The 15,313-nt window shown below is 71.2% G+C and carries 13 protein-coding genes; 5 read left to right on the top strand and 8 right to left on the bottom strand.

The window, feature by feature from the left end; genetic code table 11:
* Window positions 1-13: 13 nt before the first annotated feature.
* Window positions 14-3,364, bottom strand: coding sequence for a DUF5979 domain-containing protein (locus IM767_RS16700; protein ID WP_109208582.1), 3,351 nt, complete (start codon window positions 3,362-3,364; stop codon window positions 14-16).
* A gap of 131 nt (window positions 3,365-3,495) precedes the next feature.
* Between IM767_RS16700 and IM767_RS16695 the strand changes: the two genes are divergently transcribed.
* Window positions 3,496-3,912 (top strand): MmcQ/YjbR family DNA-binding protein, encoded by a 417-nt coding sequence (locus IM767_RS16695; protein WP_109208834.1) that lies wholly within the window; start codon window positions 3,496-3,498, stop codon window positions 3,910-3,912.
* A 3-nt stretch (window positions 3,913-3,915) separates the two neighbouring features.
* Here IM767_RS16695 and IM767_RS16690 read toward each other — a convergent pair whose 3' ends face one another.
* Both IM767_RS16690 and IM767_RS16685 read right to left on the bottom strand, forming a co-directional pair.
* Window positions 3,916-5,541: an amidohydrolase gene (locus IM767_RS16690; protein ID WP_109208581.1), complete on the bottom strand. Its 1,626-nt coding sequence runs from the start codon at window positions 5,539-5,541 to the stop codon at window positions 3,916-3,918.
* Entirely contained in the window at window positions 5,538-6,815 is a 1,278-nt protein-coding gene (locus tag IM767_RS16685; protein WP_109208580.1) for an MFS transporter, read from the bottom strand. The genes IM767_RS16690 and IM767_RS16685 overlap by 4 nt, the downstream gene beginning before the upstream one ends.
* Window positions 6,816-6,980: 165 nt before the next feature.
* Between IM767_RS16685 and IM767_RS16680 the strand changes: the two genes are divergently transcribed.
* Entirely contained in the window at window positions 6,981-7,589 is a 609-nt protein-coding gene (locus tag IM767_RS16680) for a TetR/AcrR family transcriptional regulator (RefSeq protein WP_109208579.1), read from the top strand.
* A 103-nt stretch (window positions 7,590-7,692) separates the two neighbouring features.
* On the opposite strand, the gene IM767_RS16675 is transcribed toward IM767_RS16680, so the two are convergent.
* Window positions 7,693-9,090 (bottom strand): DUF2252 domain-containing protein, encoded by a 1,398-nt coding sequence (locus tag IM767_RS16675; RefSeq protein ID WP_109208578.1) that lies wholly within the window; start codon window positions 9,088-9,090, stop codon window positions 7,693-7,695.
* A gap of 54 nt (window positions 9,091-9,144) precedes the next feature.
* Between IM767_RS16675 and IM767_RS16670 the strand changes: the two genes are divergently transcribed.
* Both IM767_RS16670 and IM767_RS16665 read left to right on the top strand, forming a co-directional pair.
* Window positions 9,145-10,242 carry an AI-2E family transporter gene (locus IM767_RS16670; RefSeq protein ID WP_239453071.1) on the top strand — a complete coding sequence of 366 codons (1,098 nt, stop codon included), beginning with the start codon at window positions 9,145-9,147 and terminating at the stop codon, window positions 10,240-10,242.
* A gap of 37 nt (window positions 10,243-10,279) precedes the next feature.
* Entirely contained in the window at window positions 10,280-11,398 is a 1,119-nt protein-coding gene (locus tag IM767_RS16665; protein WP_109208576.1) for a DUF998 domain-containing protein, read from the top strand.
* Here IM767_RS16665 and IM767_RS16660 read toward each other — a convergent pair.
* Entirely contained in the window at window positions 11,387-12,730 is a 1,344-nt protein-coding gene (locus IM767_RS16660; protein WP_109208833.1) for an ion channel protein, read from the bottom strand. The two genes, IM767_RS16665 and IM767_RS16660, sit on opposite strands and share 12 nt — an antisense overlap.
* Window positions 12,731-12,840: 110 nt before the next feature.
* Between IM767_RS16660 and IM767_RS16655 the strand changes: the two genes are divergently transcribed.
* A complete protein-coding gene (locus IM767_RS16655; protein ID WP_162564188.1) occupies window positions 12,841-14,004 on the top strand; it encodes a potassium channel family protein in 1,164 nt (387 codons plus the stop codon).
* A gap of 67 nt (window positions 14,005-14,071) precedes the next feature.
* Here the strand turns inward: IM767_RS16655 and IM767_RS16650 are convergent, their stop codons facing one another.
* Genes IM767_RS16650 through IM767_RS16640 form a run of 3 tightly spaced genes read right to left on the bottom strand, consistent with a single transcriptional unit; the run spans window position 14,072 to window position 15,270 of the window.
* Window positions 14,072-14,413, bottom strand: a complete 342-nt coding sequence (locus IM767_RS16650) for an SHOCT domain-containing protein (RefSeq protein WP_109208575.1) — start codon at window positions 14,411-14,413, stop codon at window positions 14,072-14,074.
* A gap of 26 nt (window positions 14,414-14,439) precedes the next feature.
* On the bottom strand, window positions 14,440-14,856 hold the full coding sequence (locus IM767_RS16645; protein ID WP_109208574.1) for a DUF6325 family protein: 417 nt from the start codon (window positions 14,854-14,856) through the stop codon (window positions 14,440-14,442).
* A 24-nt stretch (window positions 14,857-14,880) separates the two neighbouring features.
* A complete protein-coding gene (locus tag IM767_RS16640) occupies window positions 14,881-15,270 on the bottom strand; it encodes an SHOCT domain-containing protein (protein WP_109208573.1) in 390 nt (129 codons plus the stop codon).
* Window positions 15,271-15,313 lie beyond the last annotated feature (43 nt).

Genomic DNA, 15,313 nt, shown 5'->3' with positions numbered 1-15,313 from the left:
CTCCGGGCGCGAGTCAGGCCCGGCGCGCGCGACGGGTGGCCAGCAGCGCGCCGAGCGCGATGAGCCCGACCGCACCGAGCGGCACCAGCGGCGACATCGCCCCGCCACCGGTCGCCGGCAGGGGCTCGGCATCGAGCGTGTTGGTGAGGGTCAGCTGTGCGACCTGGGGGTCGCGAGAGACCGTCATGGGGAGGACGACGCGGCCGTTGTCCTCGGGGATGAGCGTCTCACCGTCGGCGACCCACACCGGGTCCTCCCATGTCACGCCCGGGAGCGCGGGAAGCGGACCCTCCTGGACTTCGAGGATCGTCCCGATGGGGAAGTAGGGCGAGTAGACAGGCTGGCCGGGCACGAGCTCCACCCGCGGCTGCGCTTCGCCGTCACGCCACCAGTCCAGCGGGAACGTGGTCCCCGCAGGCAGCGTGGAGACACCATCACCGTCGACGACCTTCGTCACCGCCCAACGGGTCAGCGCGACCACCGAGTTGGTGACCTCCAGCACCGGGGTCGCGCCCAGCGCGATCTCGACCGAGTTGCCCGGATTCCACGTCGTCTCGCTCCACTCGTAGCCCTCCGGCAGCGCCGACGGATCGGGCTCCTCCTCGAGCATGCTGACCACCGTGCCGATGGGGAACGAGATCGGGAGGTTCTGTTCGTCCACGGGGCCTGCGGGCGTGCCGTCGGAGGGCAGCTCGAACTGACCGACCAGCACGTCGCGGCTCGGCAGGTGGGCGACGTAGGTGATCGTGAACGAGGCGCCCGGCGTCAGCTGCCCCGGATCGATGCCCGAGAGATCCTTGCGCACGAGGAAGGTGCCGCTGAGCAGTGACGCGTCGTTCGTCAGCGTCGCATGCACGACCGCCTGGTCGTCCTGGCCGATCGTCAGCTGCTCGAGGTCGAATGCGGCGCGCAGCCATGAGATGTGCGCCAGCGTCGGTGCGCTCTGCTCCTCGTAGACGATCACGGTGCCGTACGGGAAGAGCAGTGGCTCTCCAGCGGCATCGACGGGGCCGACGGGATCCCCGTTGCCGGGGAGGCGGAGAACCCCTTCGCCGATCACGTCGTCGGGGGCGGTCGGGAAGTAGGCGGTCCACGACACGGTGAACTCGAGGCCGGGCGGCACGTCGCTCGAAGGGATGCCGTCGAACTCCTTCGAGATGGTGAAGGTGCCTTCCTTGAGGGCGTTGACGACCTCGATCTCGATGTCGGCGGTCGTGTCCTCCGGAAGGGGGATGCTCACGATCTCGCCGAAGGCGCCTGGCTCGTACGGCGTGGTCTCGCCGTCGATCGTCACCTGGAACACCGGAGGCGTCCAGTCGCCGGGGTCGGCGACGGGCTCCCCGTCGAGCGTCGGCGGCAGCTCCGCGAGTTCGAGCGTCTGCGCGCCGGTCTCGAGGTCATCGATCACCTGCGGCTCGCCGACCGGCAGGGAGAGCTCCGGCCGGGTGCCCGGCGGGTTGCCGTTGTAGCTGACCGCGTATCCGAAGCGCGGGTCGGCGGCGGCTCCGGCCGCCGACTTCACGATCGTGATGGTCCGCCCGTCATCGACCGGGGTGACGACGTTGGTGAGCTCCACGGCCACGGTGGCCTCAGCCTCCGTGATGAGGAAGGTGCGCCCCGGGTCCCAGCCGATGCCGCTCCAGTCGTAGCCGGGCGGCGGAGCGATGCCGTCGAGGTCCTCGTCGAGGATGATGCGGGTGCCGACGGGGAAGGAGAGAGGCTCGCCGGCGTCGTCGAGCGGAACGGCCGGGGTGCCGTCGAGCGGGACGTCCATCGTCCCGGCGCCGATCTGAGCGTCGCCCAGCCACGCCGTCCACGTCACCGGCACGGTGCCCTCCAGCACGGGCAGCTCCGTTCCCGGCGGGCCCTGGACGGACTTGGACACGCTGAACGTGCCGGTCAGCTCGGTGGCGGTGTTCGTGACGACGACCTGGGCGGTGCCGGTGCCCACGACGAGCGGATTCGGTGTGATCGAGGCCTCGCCCCACTCCCATCCGGGCACCGTCTCGGGCGTGATCTCCGCGAATGTCACCTCGGTGCCGACCGGGAACCTCTCGTCCGCGGCGACGGGCGTGCCGTCTGCGGGAACTTCGAGCGTGCCGACGGAGACGTTTCCGTCGGGGTCGACCGCGCGGTAGTTGACCGTGAACGTGCTGCCTTCGGGCAGATCGCCCGCGTCGATCCCCGAGAGCTCCTTGCGGATCGTGAAGGTGCCGCTGGCGTCGTTGCAGGAGATCTCACCGGCGAACAGGAATGAGTGCACCTCGCCGCCCTGGATGATCACGTTCTGGCCGATCACCTGCCCGTCCAGCGGAGCGGCATTCACGGTCACCGAGGCGTTCGGCGCATAGATCGAGCCGTCGATGCGTGCCTGCCCGGCGATGACGCTGACGTCGCCGGTCAGCTGCGACAGGTCCCACACGATGTAGGGGGAGTGGACGCCCTGCGGATCCGCCCGTGCCCCGATCACCTCGGTCGTGCCGGCGGGGACCCGGATGACGAGCGGATTGGACACGCCGGGGGTCGGCCCGGGTGAGAACTGGATGAGCGACGCACCGGCGATGTCGGCGTAGTCGACGACGTTCGGCTGGTCAGGGCTCAGCTCGGCGAGCACGACGCGGTCGCCGGCATCCTCCGCGACCCCGACGGGGTAGCCGATCCCGGCGGTCGGGTCGGCGATGTCGTCGAAGCAGCTCGACGCCTCGTCCCACGACGCGTCTGCGTTGGCCTCGACGTAGTCGGCGACGGCCGTCGCCGAGGTGTTCGCCGTGTAGATGCTGCCGTTGCCGCTCGCGCCGGCGGGGGGCGCCGCATCGGCCGGGTACTGCTGATGCGTCGCGTCGATGAGGGGCGTCTGGTCGACATTCGACGGATTCTGGTTCAGGCGCAGCCAGTCGGCGCGGGCGAAGGCCTGCCAGCCGCCGTCGCGCTGCACCATCTTGAGGTCGCCCCACAGCGCCGGGTCGCTCGTCCCGGCGCTCGTGATCGCGAGGATGCCGGTGCTCGAGGTGCTGTAGGAACCCACGAGGAAGCGGGTGGGGTCGCCGTCCACAGTGGGCAGATCGTAGTTCCCGGTGCCCGCGGCGACATGGATGATCGTGTACTGCCCGCTGCTGCCCTGGACGGTGGCGGTGCCGCCGACGGCGATGCTGCCCTCGGTCTCCTGGTTCTGCAGGAGCGCGTCCTCGCGCGCGTAGACGGTGAAGCCGCCCGCGATCGCGAACGGATTGACGGAATCCGGATAGGCGGCCGCCGCAGGCAGCGGGGCGACAGCTCCCCCCACGACCGCACCGGTGGCCCCGAGCAGTGCTGCGGTGACCCCCGCGATCAGACGACGAAGACGCGGTCGGACGGATCCTGGCATCTTGGGAACTCCCCCTCCGCCGAGGCGCGAGGAGACGCGCTGCCCGGTAGTTCAGTACCCTATCGCCCCCTGTCAACCGGACAGTGAACAGTTCTCTCGCCTGATCGGGGGATCCGGCGGATGATATGCGCATGGCGACACTCGACGACGTGCGCACCATCGCGCTCGGCTTCCCGGGGGTGCTCGAGCGGGTCGACGGGCACCGCGGCGGCGCGTCCTGGCGCACACCCGCAGGCGCTTTCGTGTGGCAGCGTGGACCCAGCGGTCGCGACCTCGAGCAGCTCGCCGAACTGGGGCGCGACTGGCCGGAAGGCGACGTCGTAGGCGTGCGCACCGACGGGCTGCAGGTGAAGGAGGCGCTGCTCGAGACCTTCCCCAAGGCCTTCTTCACCATCCCGCACTTCGACGGCTATCCCGCGCTGCTCGTGCGCCTGGCGGCGATCGATCCGGAGCAGCTCCGCGAGGTCGTCACCGACGCCTGGCTGCTGAAAGTCGCCAAGCGGGTCGCGAACGAGTGGCTGTCCGCGCACCCGTCGGCATCCGGATAGGGATCACACCGCGCCCGCGTCGTACTGCGTCCGTCCCGCGACCACCGTGCGCACGATGCGCGCCTCCAAGAGCGCCTCCGGCCCCTCGGCGAACGGGTCCGCGTCGACGATCGCGAAGTCGGCGGCCAGGCCCGCCTCGAGCCGGCCGCGCGTCGCGCCGTCGCCGACCGAGGCCGCGGCATCCCGTGTCGCGTGACCCAGCGCCTGCTCGAGCGGCAGCGCGTAGTGCGGATGCCGCGGAGCGAACGACCCGTCCAGCGCCGACTTGCGCGTCGCCGCGATGTACATGTTCGGCAGCGCCTCGTGCGGCGCGGTAGGAGCGTCGGTCGAGAACGCCAGCAGCGCGCCCGCGTCGACGTACTCGCACCACGCGAACGCCCGATCGACGCGCTCGTCGCCGAGCATCGCCGCCCAGTTGTCGAAGATCGCCGGGTCGGCGTGCACCGGCTGCATCGACGCGGTCACGCCCAGGCGCGCCATCCGTTCGGCCGTGCCGGGGGCCGCGTACTCGAGGTGCTCGATGCGGTGCCGGCGCGGGCGATCCCCGTTCACCTCGGCGGCGTGCTCCAGCGCGTCCAGGGCGATGTCGCTCGCGAGGTCGCCGATCGCGTGCAGGGCGATCTGCAGCCCGGCGGCGTCTGCCGCGGCCACCACGGGAGTGATGCCCGCGAGGCTCCAGATCGGCTCGGCGTTCGAGCCGTTGGAATACGGATGCCGCATCGCGGCCGTGCAGGCGTCGATCACGCCGTCGATCACGAGCTTGATCCCGACCACGCGCAGCCAGGGCGAGCGCACCTGCTCGGCCAGTTCGGCGGCCCGGGCGACCTGCGCGAGGTTCGCGCCCTCGTCGCCGGTGTTCTCGACGAACCAGTGGGCGGCGACGCGCAGCGGCAGGGTGCCGCCGCGGCGCTCGGCGGCGCGCTGGAACGCCGCCAGCCCGAGCTCGTCGAAGGCCATGTCGACCACCCCGGTCACCCCCGTCGCGGCATACGCGGCGAGCGTCCGCTCGACGGCGGCGTCACGGTCGGCGTCATCGGCCTGCTCGGCGAGGAAGTTCCACACGTGCGCCTGCGCCGCGGTCTCGTAGAGCATGCCGTCGGGCTCGCCGTCCTCCCGGCGCCCGATGCGTCCGCCGATGGGATCGGGGGTGTCACGCGTGATCCCGAGCTCGGCGAGCGCCGCCGAGTTCACCCAGCACGAGTGGTAGTCGTTCGCGTCGAGGTACACCGGCACGTCGGCGACGGCTTCGTCGATCATCGCGGCGGTGGGGGCTCCACCGGGGACGGAGTCGAACAGCCAGCCGCGCCCGAGCACGCGCGCGTCGTCGGGCGCGGCAGCACGGGCTGCGCGCAGCCGGGCCTGGATCTCGCCGAGCGATCGCGCGTCGGTGAGGCCGACCCGGCCGAGCGCCTCGCCCATCATCACGAGGTGGGTGTGTGCGTCGGTGAAGCCGGGGAGCAGCAGCCGCCCGCCGAGGTCGACGGTCGCGGCATCCGGGCCGATCGCAGTCGCCGCCCGCGCGAGCTCGCCGGCGAACACCACAGTGTCGCCGTCGACCACGAGCGCCTCCGCCCAGGGGGCGGCGCCGGCGGTGAAGATCCGCCCTCCGGTGTAGACGGTGACGGTCATGCGTGAAGCTCCTCGGTCTCGGCGGCGCGGTCGTCGGCTGCGGCCTCGGCCGCGGCACCCGTCTCCACCCTCCTCGAGATCGTCGCCACGATGGCGGCCGGCACCGCGAGCACGAAGCTCGCGACGCCCAGCACCGTGGTGAAGCCCTGATAGCCGAACACCTCGACCAGCGCCGCGCCGATCACCGGGGTGAGCGCCGACCCGACCAGGTAGACCGCGAGCAGCGGACCCGACCAGCGGCCGTCGGCGTCGAGAGCGGCAGAGGTGGACACGAAGTACATGAAGGCGATCGCGTAGATCGTGTTCCAGACGATGAAGAGCGTGATGAACGCCGTCTGGTCGGCTGCGAAGCCGAGTGCGATCTTGAGGGCGCCGCCCGCGACGAGCAGCACCACGAGGGGCACCGCGCGGCCGAGGCGGTTGCCTACGACCATCAGGAGCACGGAGCCCACGAGCCCGCCCGCCGTCGCACCGCTCAGGGCGATGCCGAGGCCCTCGGGGGTGAGGCCTGCCTGGTCGGCGCCCATGACGCCGGCCATGGCCCACAGGGAGTCCTCGCTCACCGCCCACAGCGCGAAGGTGACCAGCAGCGCGAAGCCCGCGATGGTCACGGTGCGCGACGCGGTGCGCGTGCCGGCGCTGCGCACGGCCCCGGTCTCGGGCACCGTGACCGGCATCGCCTCGGCGACGGCCGCTCCGGCCTGCGGATCGATCACCGGTGCGACCGGCAGCCAGCCCACCGCGACGAGCCCGATGAGGCAGAACAGGGCGAGTGCGCCGAAGACGTCGATCGGCGCCAGGCCGACGAGCGGGATCACCGCCAGCACGATCGTGATGACGCCGCGGTTGGCGAGGCCGTTGAACCCTGCCACACGGTCGGGGTTGCGGAAGGCGGCGAGGGCCGCGCCCGCCGCGGCGACGGCGCCGCCCGCGCCGACGCCGCCGACGAGCAGCCCGGCGATCGCCACGCCGGCCACCGGTACGAGGGCCGCCGCGAGGAAGCCGGCGAGGCCGGCCGCCAGGCCGATGCGAGCGACGAGGCGGCGGTGAGCGCCGGCGCACAGCGGCGCGGTGGCAAGGCCCGTGATCGCGGTCGCGAGCAGCGTCGCGGTGACGATCCAGCTCGCGGTCAGCACGTCGGTGCCGAACCCCGTCTGAAGCGCCGTGATCATGTACGGCGAGAGGTTGACGCCGAGGTAGCCGGCGATGCCGATGGCGAAGGTCGCGGCTGCGGTAGGGAACCGCAGCGGCACGCGGGCGGTGAGGTCGTTCATACGGGATCCTTCTGTCGTTTCCTGCACGACGGTGTGCGACACCCGGCCGACGTGGCCGGTAAACGAACGGTATTCGTTTATTTTTGCACGCGGATGACGGATCCGGGAAGCCCCGATTACGACGTGACCTGCCGCGCTTAGGCTGACCGGGATGGAAGGAGCACGATGCCACGCCCTCGCGTGAACCTGCTGTCGCTCGACCTGATCGCCGACGCGGCGATCGAGCTCGCCGATTCCGGCGACACGTTCGGCGTGAACGCCCTCGCCCGCAAGCTCGGCGTCACGCCGTCGTCGCTGTACAACCACGTCGACGGCAAGGACGCCATCATCGAGCTCATGCGCTCGCGCCTCGGCGCGCGCTACCTTCCCGAACCTGTGACGGGGGAGTGGGACGAGATCGTGACGGGGACGGTGCGGGGGCTGCGCCGCCTCTACGCCGAGCACCCGCTCATCGTGCCTCTCATCGTCGGCAAGACGATCACCGATCCGGGCGTCATCGGCAGCTACGACCGCCTGGCGACGGCGCTCGTCGGCGCGGGCGTGCCCGACGACGAGGTGCTCGCGGTGGTCGCCATCGTCGACGCCTTCGCGATCGGCTTCGGCCTCGACCTCGCCTCGCCCGACGAGATATGGCGGCCGGACGTGCCGACCGCCACGCTCGGAAGACTGATCACGGATGCCGCGCGCGGCGCCGAACGCAGCGACGCGGCCTTCGAGATCGGCCTCGAGATGCTCGTCGCCTCTCTGCGCCTGCGGCTGCAGAACCGCCGCTGAGCCCCGGCATACGACCGCGGAACCTCAGACCCCGGCATCTCACCGCGGACCTCAGGCTGCGGCATCCGCTCCGCTGTCTCTGAGGCGGTGCCACCCGCGGATCTCAGGCCGCGGCATCGACCCCGCGGTGCCGGCGGAACAGCTCCCAGTCCGCTCGGGAGAGGTCGGCGTAGGCGTACGCCCACTCGAGGATCGCCTCGCCCACGACGCGTCCGCCGCCGGTGTAGCCGGCGACGATCGACCCCGTGGGCGATTGCCCGTGGGCCCGGGCCAGCGTGGCGGCGCAGGCATCGGCGTACCAGCGGAACGACGCGTCGTCGAGGGCGTCCATGTCGAACCCGCCCTTCTTGTCACGGAACTGGCGCACGTAGAAGTCGCGCTGCGCGCCCTCCTCGGAGCGACGGATGTGGCCGAGGAAGGGATCGGAGACGGCCTGCAGAATGCGCTGCATGGCGACGACCCGGCCGCCCTCGCCGTGGTCCTGGATGTACCGCGTGACGCCCTCGGGCTGCTCCACGCGACCGTGCTCGATGAGCACGCTGCGCCCGGACTCCTTGCCCTGCAGCAGCAGGACGCCGTCGTTGCCGTCCTGCATCGACAGGACGAAGCACCGCGTGCCGACGCTGCCGACGCCGACGACCCGCATCGCGAGATCCGACAGCGTGTACTTCTGCAGCAGCACGCGGATGTCGATGTTCACGGAGGAGGCGTACTCGTCGTACACCCGCAGCACACGGTCCTCCATCTCAGGGCCGACGTGCGCCAGCGTCGGCGGCGCGTCGACGAAGACGATCCGCCCGTCGTCGGTCGTGGTCGTCATCTTCTTCGCTGCGCGCTTGCCCGTGCGCTTCCCGGCCTCCTTGACCGCGGATTCGATGACCTCGCGGGTCTCCTCGTCGACCGCCCGCTCCGCGGCGAGCGCGTCGAAGCGGTCGTAGTACCGCTTGAGCGGGCTCCGCTTGGCGCCCGCGCCGAGGGAGCGGGCGTAGACGCGCACCGCCTCCAGTGCGGTCGCGCGGATCACCTCATCGGGGCGTCCTGTGGACTGGCCCGCGATGACGATGCTGGTCACGAAGCGCTTGACGTCCCACTCCCAGGGTGCCCACGCCGCCTCGTCGAAGTCGTTCAGGTCGAACACCAGCGTGCGCTGCGGCGACGCGTAGAGGCCGAAGTTCGACACGTGGGCGTCACCGCACGAGCCCACCATCAGGTCGGTGCTGGGCGATCGCGCCAGATCGGCCGCCATGAGCGCGGCGGTGCCCCGGTAGAACGCGAACGCGCTCGCCGCCATCCGCTCGGTGCGGATCGGCACCAGCTCGGGCACGCGCACTTCGTCCTGCGCATCGAGGATCCCCATCGGGTCGCGGTCGCCGCCGGGCAGCTCCGCGAGGGACTCGCGGGGCGTGCGCTCGCGCGCGGCGCGACCCTCGGCGAGATGCTCCTCGTGCGACGGCAGCGGCGTCCAGTGGCGGGCGATCGGCGAGTCTGCGGTCGTTGACATGGGCTCAGTGTGGCACTGCCTGGCGGCCGCTCGGAAGAGCGGTACCCTGGCGCCGTGACCCGAGCCGCGCCACCCGCTCCGACGCCCGCTCTCCCGCCGAGCCTGCGGATGCTGCTCGTGCTGGCGACGACGGTCGTGGTGCTCGCGGGCGTGTACTTCGCGCGCGAGCTCATCGGCCCGCTGGCCCTCGCGATCGTACTCGTCGTGATCTGCGAGCCGGTCCGCCGGCCGTTCGAGCGTCGGGGCTGGCCGCGCTGGACCGGCACGACGGCGGTCATCCTGCTGGCCTACCTCGTGCTCGTGGTGATGGGCCTGCTGCTGTGGGTGGCCGGCATCCAGTTCGCCCAGCTCGTCGCCGACTATCTCGACAAGCTGCGCGGGAGCCTCGACGCGTTCCTCGCCTGGCTGCAGTCGGTCGGGCTCGATGAGGAGGCGAGGGATGCCGCGGCCGAGGGACTCGACCCGCAGGCGATCCTGCGCGTGGTGTCGCGATTCGGCGGCACGGTCGTGGCGGTGCTGACGGCGCTCTTCTTCGTGGTCTCGTACATCATCTTCATGGCGGCCGACGCCGCCCGGTACCGCGACGCGGAGCGCGTCTTCGGCCGCGGGCGGCGGCCCGTGCTGGCGCGGATCGGACGCCTGAACACCGGCATCCGTCGGTATTACGTCGTCAACGCGTCCTTCGGCGCGATCGTGGCGATCATCGACGGGCTCGCTCTGTGGGCGCTCGGCGTTCCGGCACCGGTCGTGTGGGCGGTGCTGGCGTTCGTGACCAACTTCATCCCGAACATCGGCTTCGTCCTCGGGCTCATCCCGCCGGCCGTGCTGGCCTTCGTCGTGGGCGGCTGGCCGCTGCTGCTGGCGGTGATCGCGATCTACTGCGTGGTCAACGTCGTGCTGCAGGTGCTGGTGCAGCCCAAGTTCGTCAGCGACGCGGTCGACCTGAGCCTCACCCTCAGCTTCTTCTCGGTCATCTTCTGGACGTTCGTGATCGGTCCGCTCGGCGCGATCCTGTCGATCCCGCTCACGCTGTTCGTGCGCGCGCTCGTCCTCGAAGGCGACCCCGGCGCGCTGTGGCTGCGATGGCTTTCGGGCGATCGCACCGCGACGCCCGCCGCAGCCGCACGCGACTCGCTTCCGAACTCCTCCTGACGCACCCACCCTCGCCCACGCCCTCCCGGAGGCAGCCATGACCCAGACCTCGCTCGACCAGCCCGCACCCGAACCGGAGACCCGTCACGGGTCGGCCGCCGGCCCTGCGCAGCGGCCGCGTCTACTGGACGCGTCGAGCGAGCGATCGCTCGAGTCCCTCGCCCTCGGCGTCGGCGCGATCGCGTTCGTCGTCGTCGCGATCGTCGCGATGGTGGCATTCGGCTTTCAGGCGGCACCGATCTCGGGCCCCGGCTCGGTCGGCCAGTTCGCGGCGATCGCCTCCGGCGTCGTCGCGTTCGTCGCGGTGGTCGGCGGTCGCTACGTCGTCCACCGTCATGCGGGCCACGGCCGCCTCGGGTTGCTGGATTACATCGACGTCGCGGCGCTCGCCTTCGCGCACGGCGTCATCGCGCTGCTGGGCTGGACGCTCCTCGCGGTGATCCTCGAGCAGGCGTTCATCGGCGCCGAGGTGTTCGCCGTCCCGGTGCTGGTGCTGTCGGGGGCCACCGCGGCGATGTCGGGCTACCTCGCGTTCTACTCGGCCACGCACATGGATCTGCAGCTGCTGGCGGTGGTGCTCGCGGTCTTCCTGGTCTTCGGCGTGCTCGCGAGCATGCTGACGGCGAGCGACCCGAACTGGTGGAAGGACAACCTGAGCGCCCTCGGCATGTCGTCGAACGTCTCGGCTTTCGCCTTCAACATCACGATCATCGTCGCCGGGTTCCTCGTGACGACGCTGGCGCGCTACTCGACCCGCGGCATCCCGACGGCCAATCCCCACGGCGTGCGGCGCGTCCGCGCCGCCCTCATCGTCGTCGGCGTGTTCCTGGGACTCGTGGGAGTTTTCCCGGTCGACGACTTCTTCGCGCTCCACACCGGCGTCGCCTCGGGCATGGTGGTCGCGTTCGGGGTGCTGGTGATCGCCCTGCCGAAGTGGATCACCGGCATCTCACGGCCCTTCGTGCTGCTCGGCTGGCTGTTCCTGGCGGTCACGCTGCTGCTCGCGGTGTTCTTCTTCGTGGGCTACTACACGCTGACGGCCGTCGAGCTCGTCGCCGGCATCCTCGTCTTCACGTGGATCGTGCTGTTCATCCGCAACGCGGCCGCGCTGCAGCTGGACGAGCGCACGGCGCCGTCGGCGCCCTCAGCGGCCTGACTCCGCGCGGTCCCACGGAAGCGCCGCCGGGGGTCGCTCGCGGGCGAGATCGGCGGGCGTGATGAGCATCTCGCGGGCCTTCGTGACGATGAGCCAGGCCGGCAGCACGATGATGCACAGCATCGGCAGCACGGTCACGTCGTCCACCAGCGCCACGGCGACGAAGAGCGCCACCCAGCCGTCACGGGCCACCGCGAGCACGACGCCGAGGATTCCGCACGCCACCGCGAGCGAGAGCGGGAGTCCCGGCAGCAGCGCCCCGCCCAGCAGGCCCGCCGCCACGCCGAGGAACACCGCCGGGAAGATGCGGCCGCCGCGGAAGCCCGCCGAGGCCGCGACCACGAGCGCGGCGAGCTTGACCAGCAGGATCACGCTGAGCTCGCCGGGCGCGTAGGCGCTCGGGTCGGCGAGCAGCTGCTCGCTCTGGTCGAGGCCCTTGAACAGCGTGATCGGCCCCCCGATCGCGCCGAGGATGCCCAGCACGACACCGCCGAGCGCGGTGAAGAGCAGCGGATGCCGCAGCGCACGGAACGCGCGGTGCACGAGCGGGAAGAGATAGATGCCGGCCAGCGCGAACGCGGCGGCGGCGCAGGCGACGAGCGCGCCGAGCAGGAGATCGAAAGGCTGCGGGGCGCCGTACGGGTCGAACGGTGCAGCCGCGCCGAAGCCCCCACCGACGAGGAAGGTCGTGACGGAGCCGGCTCCCGCGGCGACCAGCGGCAGGAAGAGCTTGTCCCAGAGCGACCCACCCATCTTGAACTCGCCCACCATGCCGGTGAAGACGAGCGCCGCAGCGACCGGGGTGCCGAACAGCGCGCCGATCGTGGCCGAGATCGCCAGCGCGCCGATCAGCTGCGGGGGCACCGTCTTCGAGATGCGCGCGACGAGTGCCACCGCCAGCGAGACGTTGATCGCGATGATCGGATTCTCGGGTCCGAGACTGACCCCACCCGCGAGGCCGAGGATGACGACGACCGCGAGGCCCGGCAGCACCCACAGCTGGAGCGGAGTGGCCGCGAGCTCGGTCGTCGCGGAGTCCGGACCGGCATGGCCGGGAACCAGCCACACCACGAGCCCGACGGCGATGCCGGTGAAGGTCAGCACGATGAAGATCCACCACGGCGAGTCGGACGCGATACCGAGCGACCCGGGGAGGCTGGTCCACAACACGCCGTCGAGCTGGTCGGCGATGAGGTCGAGCAGGCGCAGCGACAGCGCCGACAGCACGCCGATGAGGATGGCGGGAATCGACAGCAGCAGGAGCGTGCGGACGGTCAGCGGCGGCCCCGGCGGCGTGGCGGGCACGGGCGAGGCGGCGGTGGGGCCGGGCATGGCCACACGATAGCGCCGAGGGCACCGGGCCGCGAGGATGCGCGACGAGATCGTCCCGCGCGCGGGCGCGCCCCGGTGTGGCGAGCGCGCGGATGCGCCATGATTCGGCTGTGGATGAGCACACCTGGCACCAGCGCACCCAGACGCCGCTGGTCATCGCGAGTCTCGCCTACCTCGTCGCGTACTCGTGGCGGGTGATCGGCGACCTGCAGGGTCCCGCCTGGATCATCGCGACGACGGTCGTCCTCGTGACATGGGCCATGTTCATCGCCGACTACGTCGTGCGCCTGAGCCTGGCGCCGAACCGGCGGGTGTGGTTCCGTCAGCACCTGCCGGCGCTCGCCTTCGCCCTGGTGCCGGTGCTGCGCCTGGTCAGGCTGCTCCGCTTCCTCACCCACATCCCGGGGATGAAGCGGACCGCCGGCGGCGTGCTGCGAACGCAGATCCTCGTCTACGGCGTGGGTGCCTCGCTCATCCTGATCTACATCGCCTCGCTGGCGGTGCTCGAGGCCGAGCGCCACGCCGAGGGTGCGACCATCACCACCTTCCCGATCGCGATCTGGTGGTCGTGCGTGACGGTCACGACGACCGGGTACGGCGACTACACGCCGGTGACGGATGCCGGACGCTGGGTCGGCGTCGGGCTCATGTTCGGCGGGGTCGCGCTGGCGGGCGTGATCACGGCGACCCTGGCGTCGTGGGTGCTGGAGCGCGCGGCGCGCGACCACGACGACGAGGAACCTGCCACCCGCGCGCAGGTCCGTGCGCTGATGGAGCGGGTCGACGAACTCACTCGTGCGGCCGACGCGGCCTCTGCTGCGGGTGCTGCTCCGGGTTCAGCGACAGCAGCTCCCCGCCGTCGCGGCGCGGGCCAGGGAGGCAGTGGCGAGGGCGGCGCCGCGGCGGGCGGCTCGAGAGGTTCGGCGGGTCAGGGCGGCGAGGTTGTGGGCGGCTCGGTTTTGGGCGGCGCCAGGGGTTCGGCGGGTCAGGGCGGCGCGGTGAGCCCGGGCGGCGCGGGGGACTTCGGCGGCACTGGCGGCACTGGCGGCACTGGCGGCTTGGCGGCCTCAGGCGGTGCGAAGGGAACGAGCGATCCGCACGAGCCGGAGGCCACGACCGGTGCGTGGACCGTCGATGCCGAGGAGGTCGACGACCTCGCGGGTGCGGAGGCGGATGCGCCCGAGCCCGAACCGGAGGGCCTCGCGTCCGGGCACGAGACCGAACACCCCCACGGGCCCGTCGGCGACGGTGGTGACGATCGACCCGGCGGCTGACCCTGCGCGGAACGCACGAACGGAAGGAGGCCGCACCCGTCGGGTGCGGCCTCCTTCTGTCGATCGGTCAGGAGAGCAGCTTGGCCTTGGCGGCGGCGAACTCGTCGTCCGACAGGATGCCCTGCGCGTGCAGCTGAGCCAGCTGCGTGAGCTTGGCCATCATGTCGTCGCCCCCTGCGGGAGCGGCGGCGGGCGCCTGAGCGGCCTGGGCCGCCTGGGCGTTCGCGACGGCCTGAGCGGCTGCCTGGTCCATGGCGGCCTGCTGCGCCTGGGCCTCATATGCCTGCTGCTGCGACTGGTCGTAGTACTTCTGCTGCTGGTGACGCGCGACGCTGCCCGAGACGGCCGTCGCCGTGCCGGCGACGACAGCGGTGCGGGCGGCCATTCCGATGAGGCCGGGACGGCCCATTCGTCCGAGTGGCATGTCTTCCTCCTTCAGTCCGCGTGCTCGGAGAGGAACGCGTTGACGATCGGTGCGGGGATGCCCTCGCGGGCGATGACGGCGCCGCCGGCGTCGTAGAGCGCCGCCGCGAACGACTTGGCCCACAGCAGCTCGACGACGAGGATCGCCGCCGATGATCCCGGCTCGAGGTTCTCGGCGAGGTAGAGGATGTCCTCCTGGCCCGCCAGACCCGCGAGGTCGAGCGCGGGAGCGCCGTCGTCGACGGTGTCCGACAGCTCGAGCACCTCGATCTCGCCCTCGGGCGAGCGACGAGCGAAGACCAGGTCGAGCACGTTGACGGTGCCGGCGGCGACGAGGTCGTCGATCGCCTGCAGCACTGCGGGACCCGGTCGGTCGCCCTCGAAGCCGATCGCGTAGAACTCGATCGGGCCGTAGTCGAAGGTCGTCATCTCTTCTCCTGTTCCGGTGCCGGCTTACGCTGCCAGCGCCTTGGCCTTGAGGGCGTCGAACTCGGCCTGCGTGATGGCGCCGGAGTCGAGGAGCGACTTCGCCTTCGCGATGTCGTCAGCGGCGCTCGCGCCGGATCCCGCCGTCTGACGGATGTACGCGTCCTGAGCGGCGCGCAGCTCCTGAGCCTGTTCGATCGACCGCTTCTGCATGCTGCTCCCACGGGCGATGAGGTAGATCAGCGCAGTGAGGAACGGCACGAAGATCAGGAACAGGATCCACAGGGCCTTGAGCCAGCCGTTGAGCTCGTGGTCGCGGAAGATGTCGCCGATGATCGAGAACAGCACCATCAGGTACGCGACGAAGACGAAGATCCAGAAGAACCACAGGATGAAGTCCCAGATGCCGCCACCCATGTCACACCAGCTTTCTCGACGGGACGAGCCGTCGGTTTCGATT

Origin of the sequence: Microbacterium ureisolvens (genome assembly GCF_015278315.1) — a bacterium.
GTDB lineage: Bacteria > Actinomycetota > Actinomycetes > Actinomycetales > Microbacteriaceae > Microbacterium > Microbacterium ureisolvens.
Note: the sequence above shows the minus strand (reverse complement) of the source record. Positions and strands in the feature narration are given on the sequence as shown.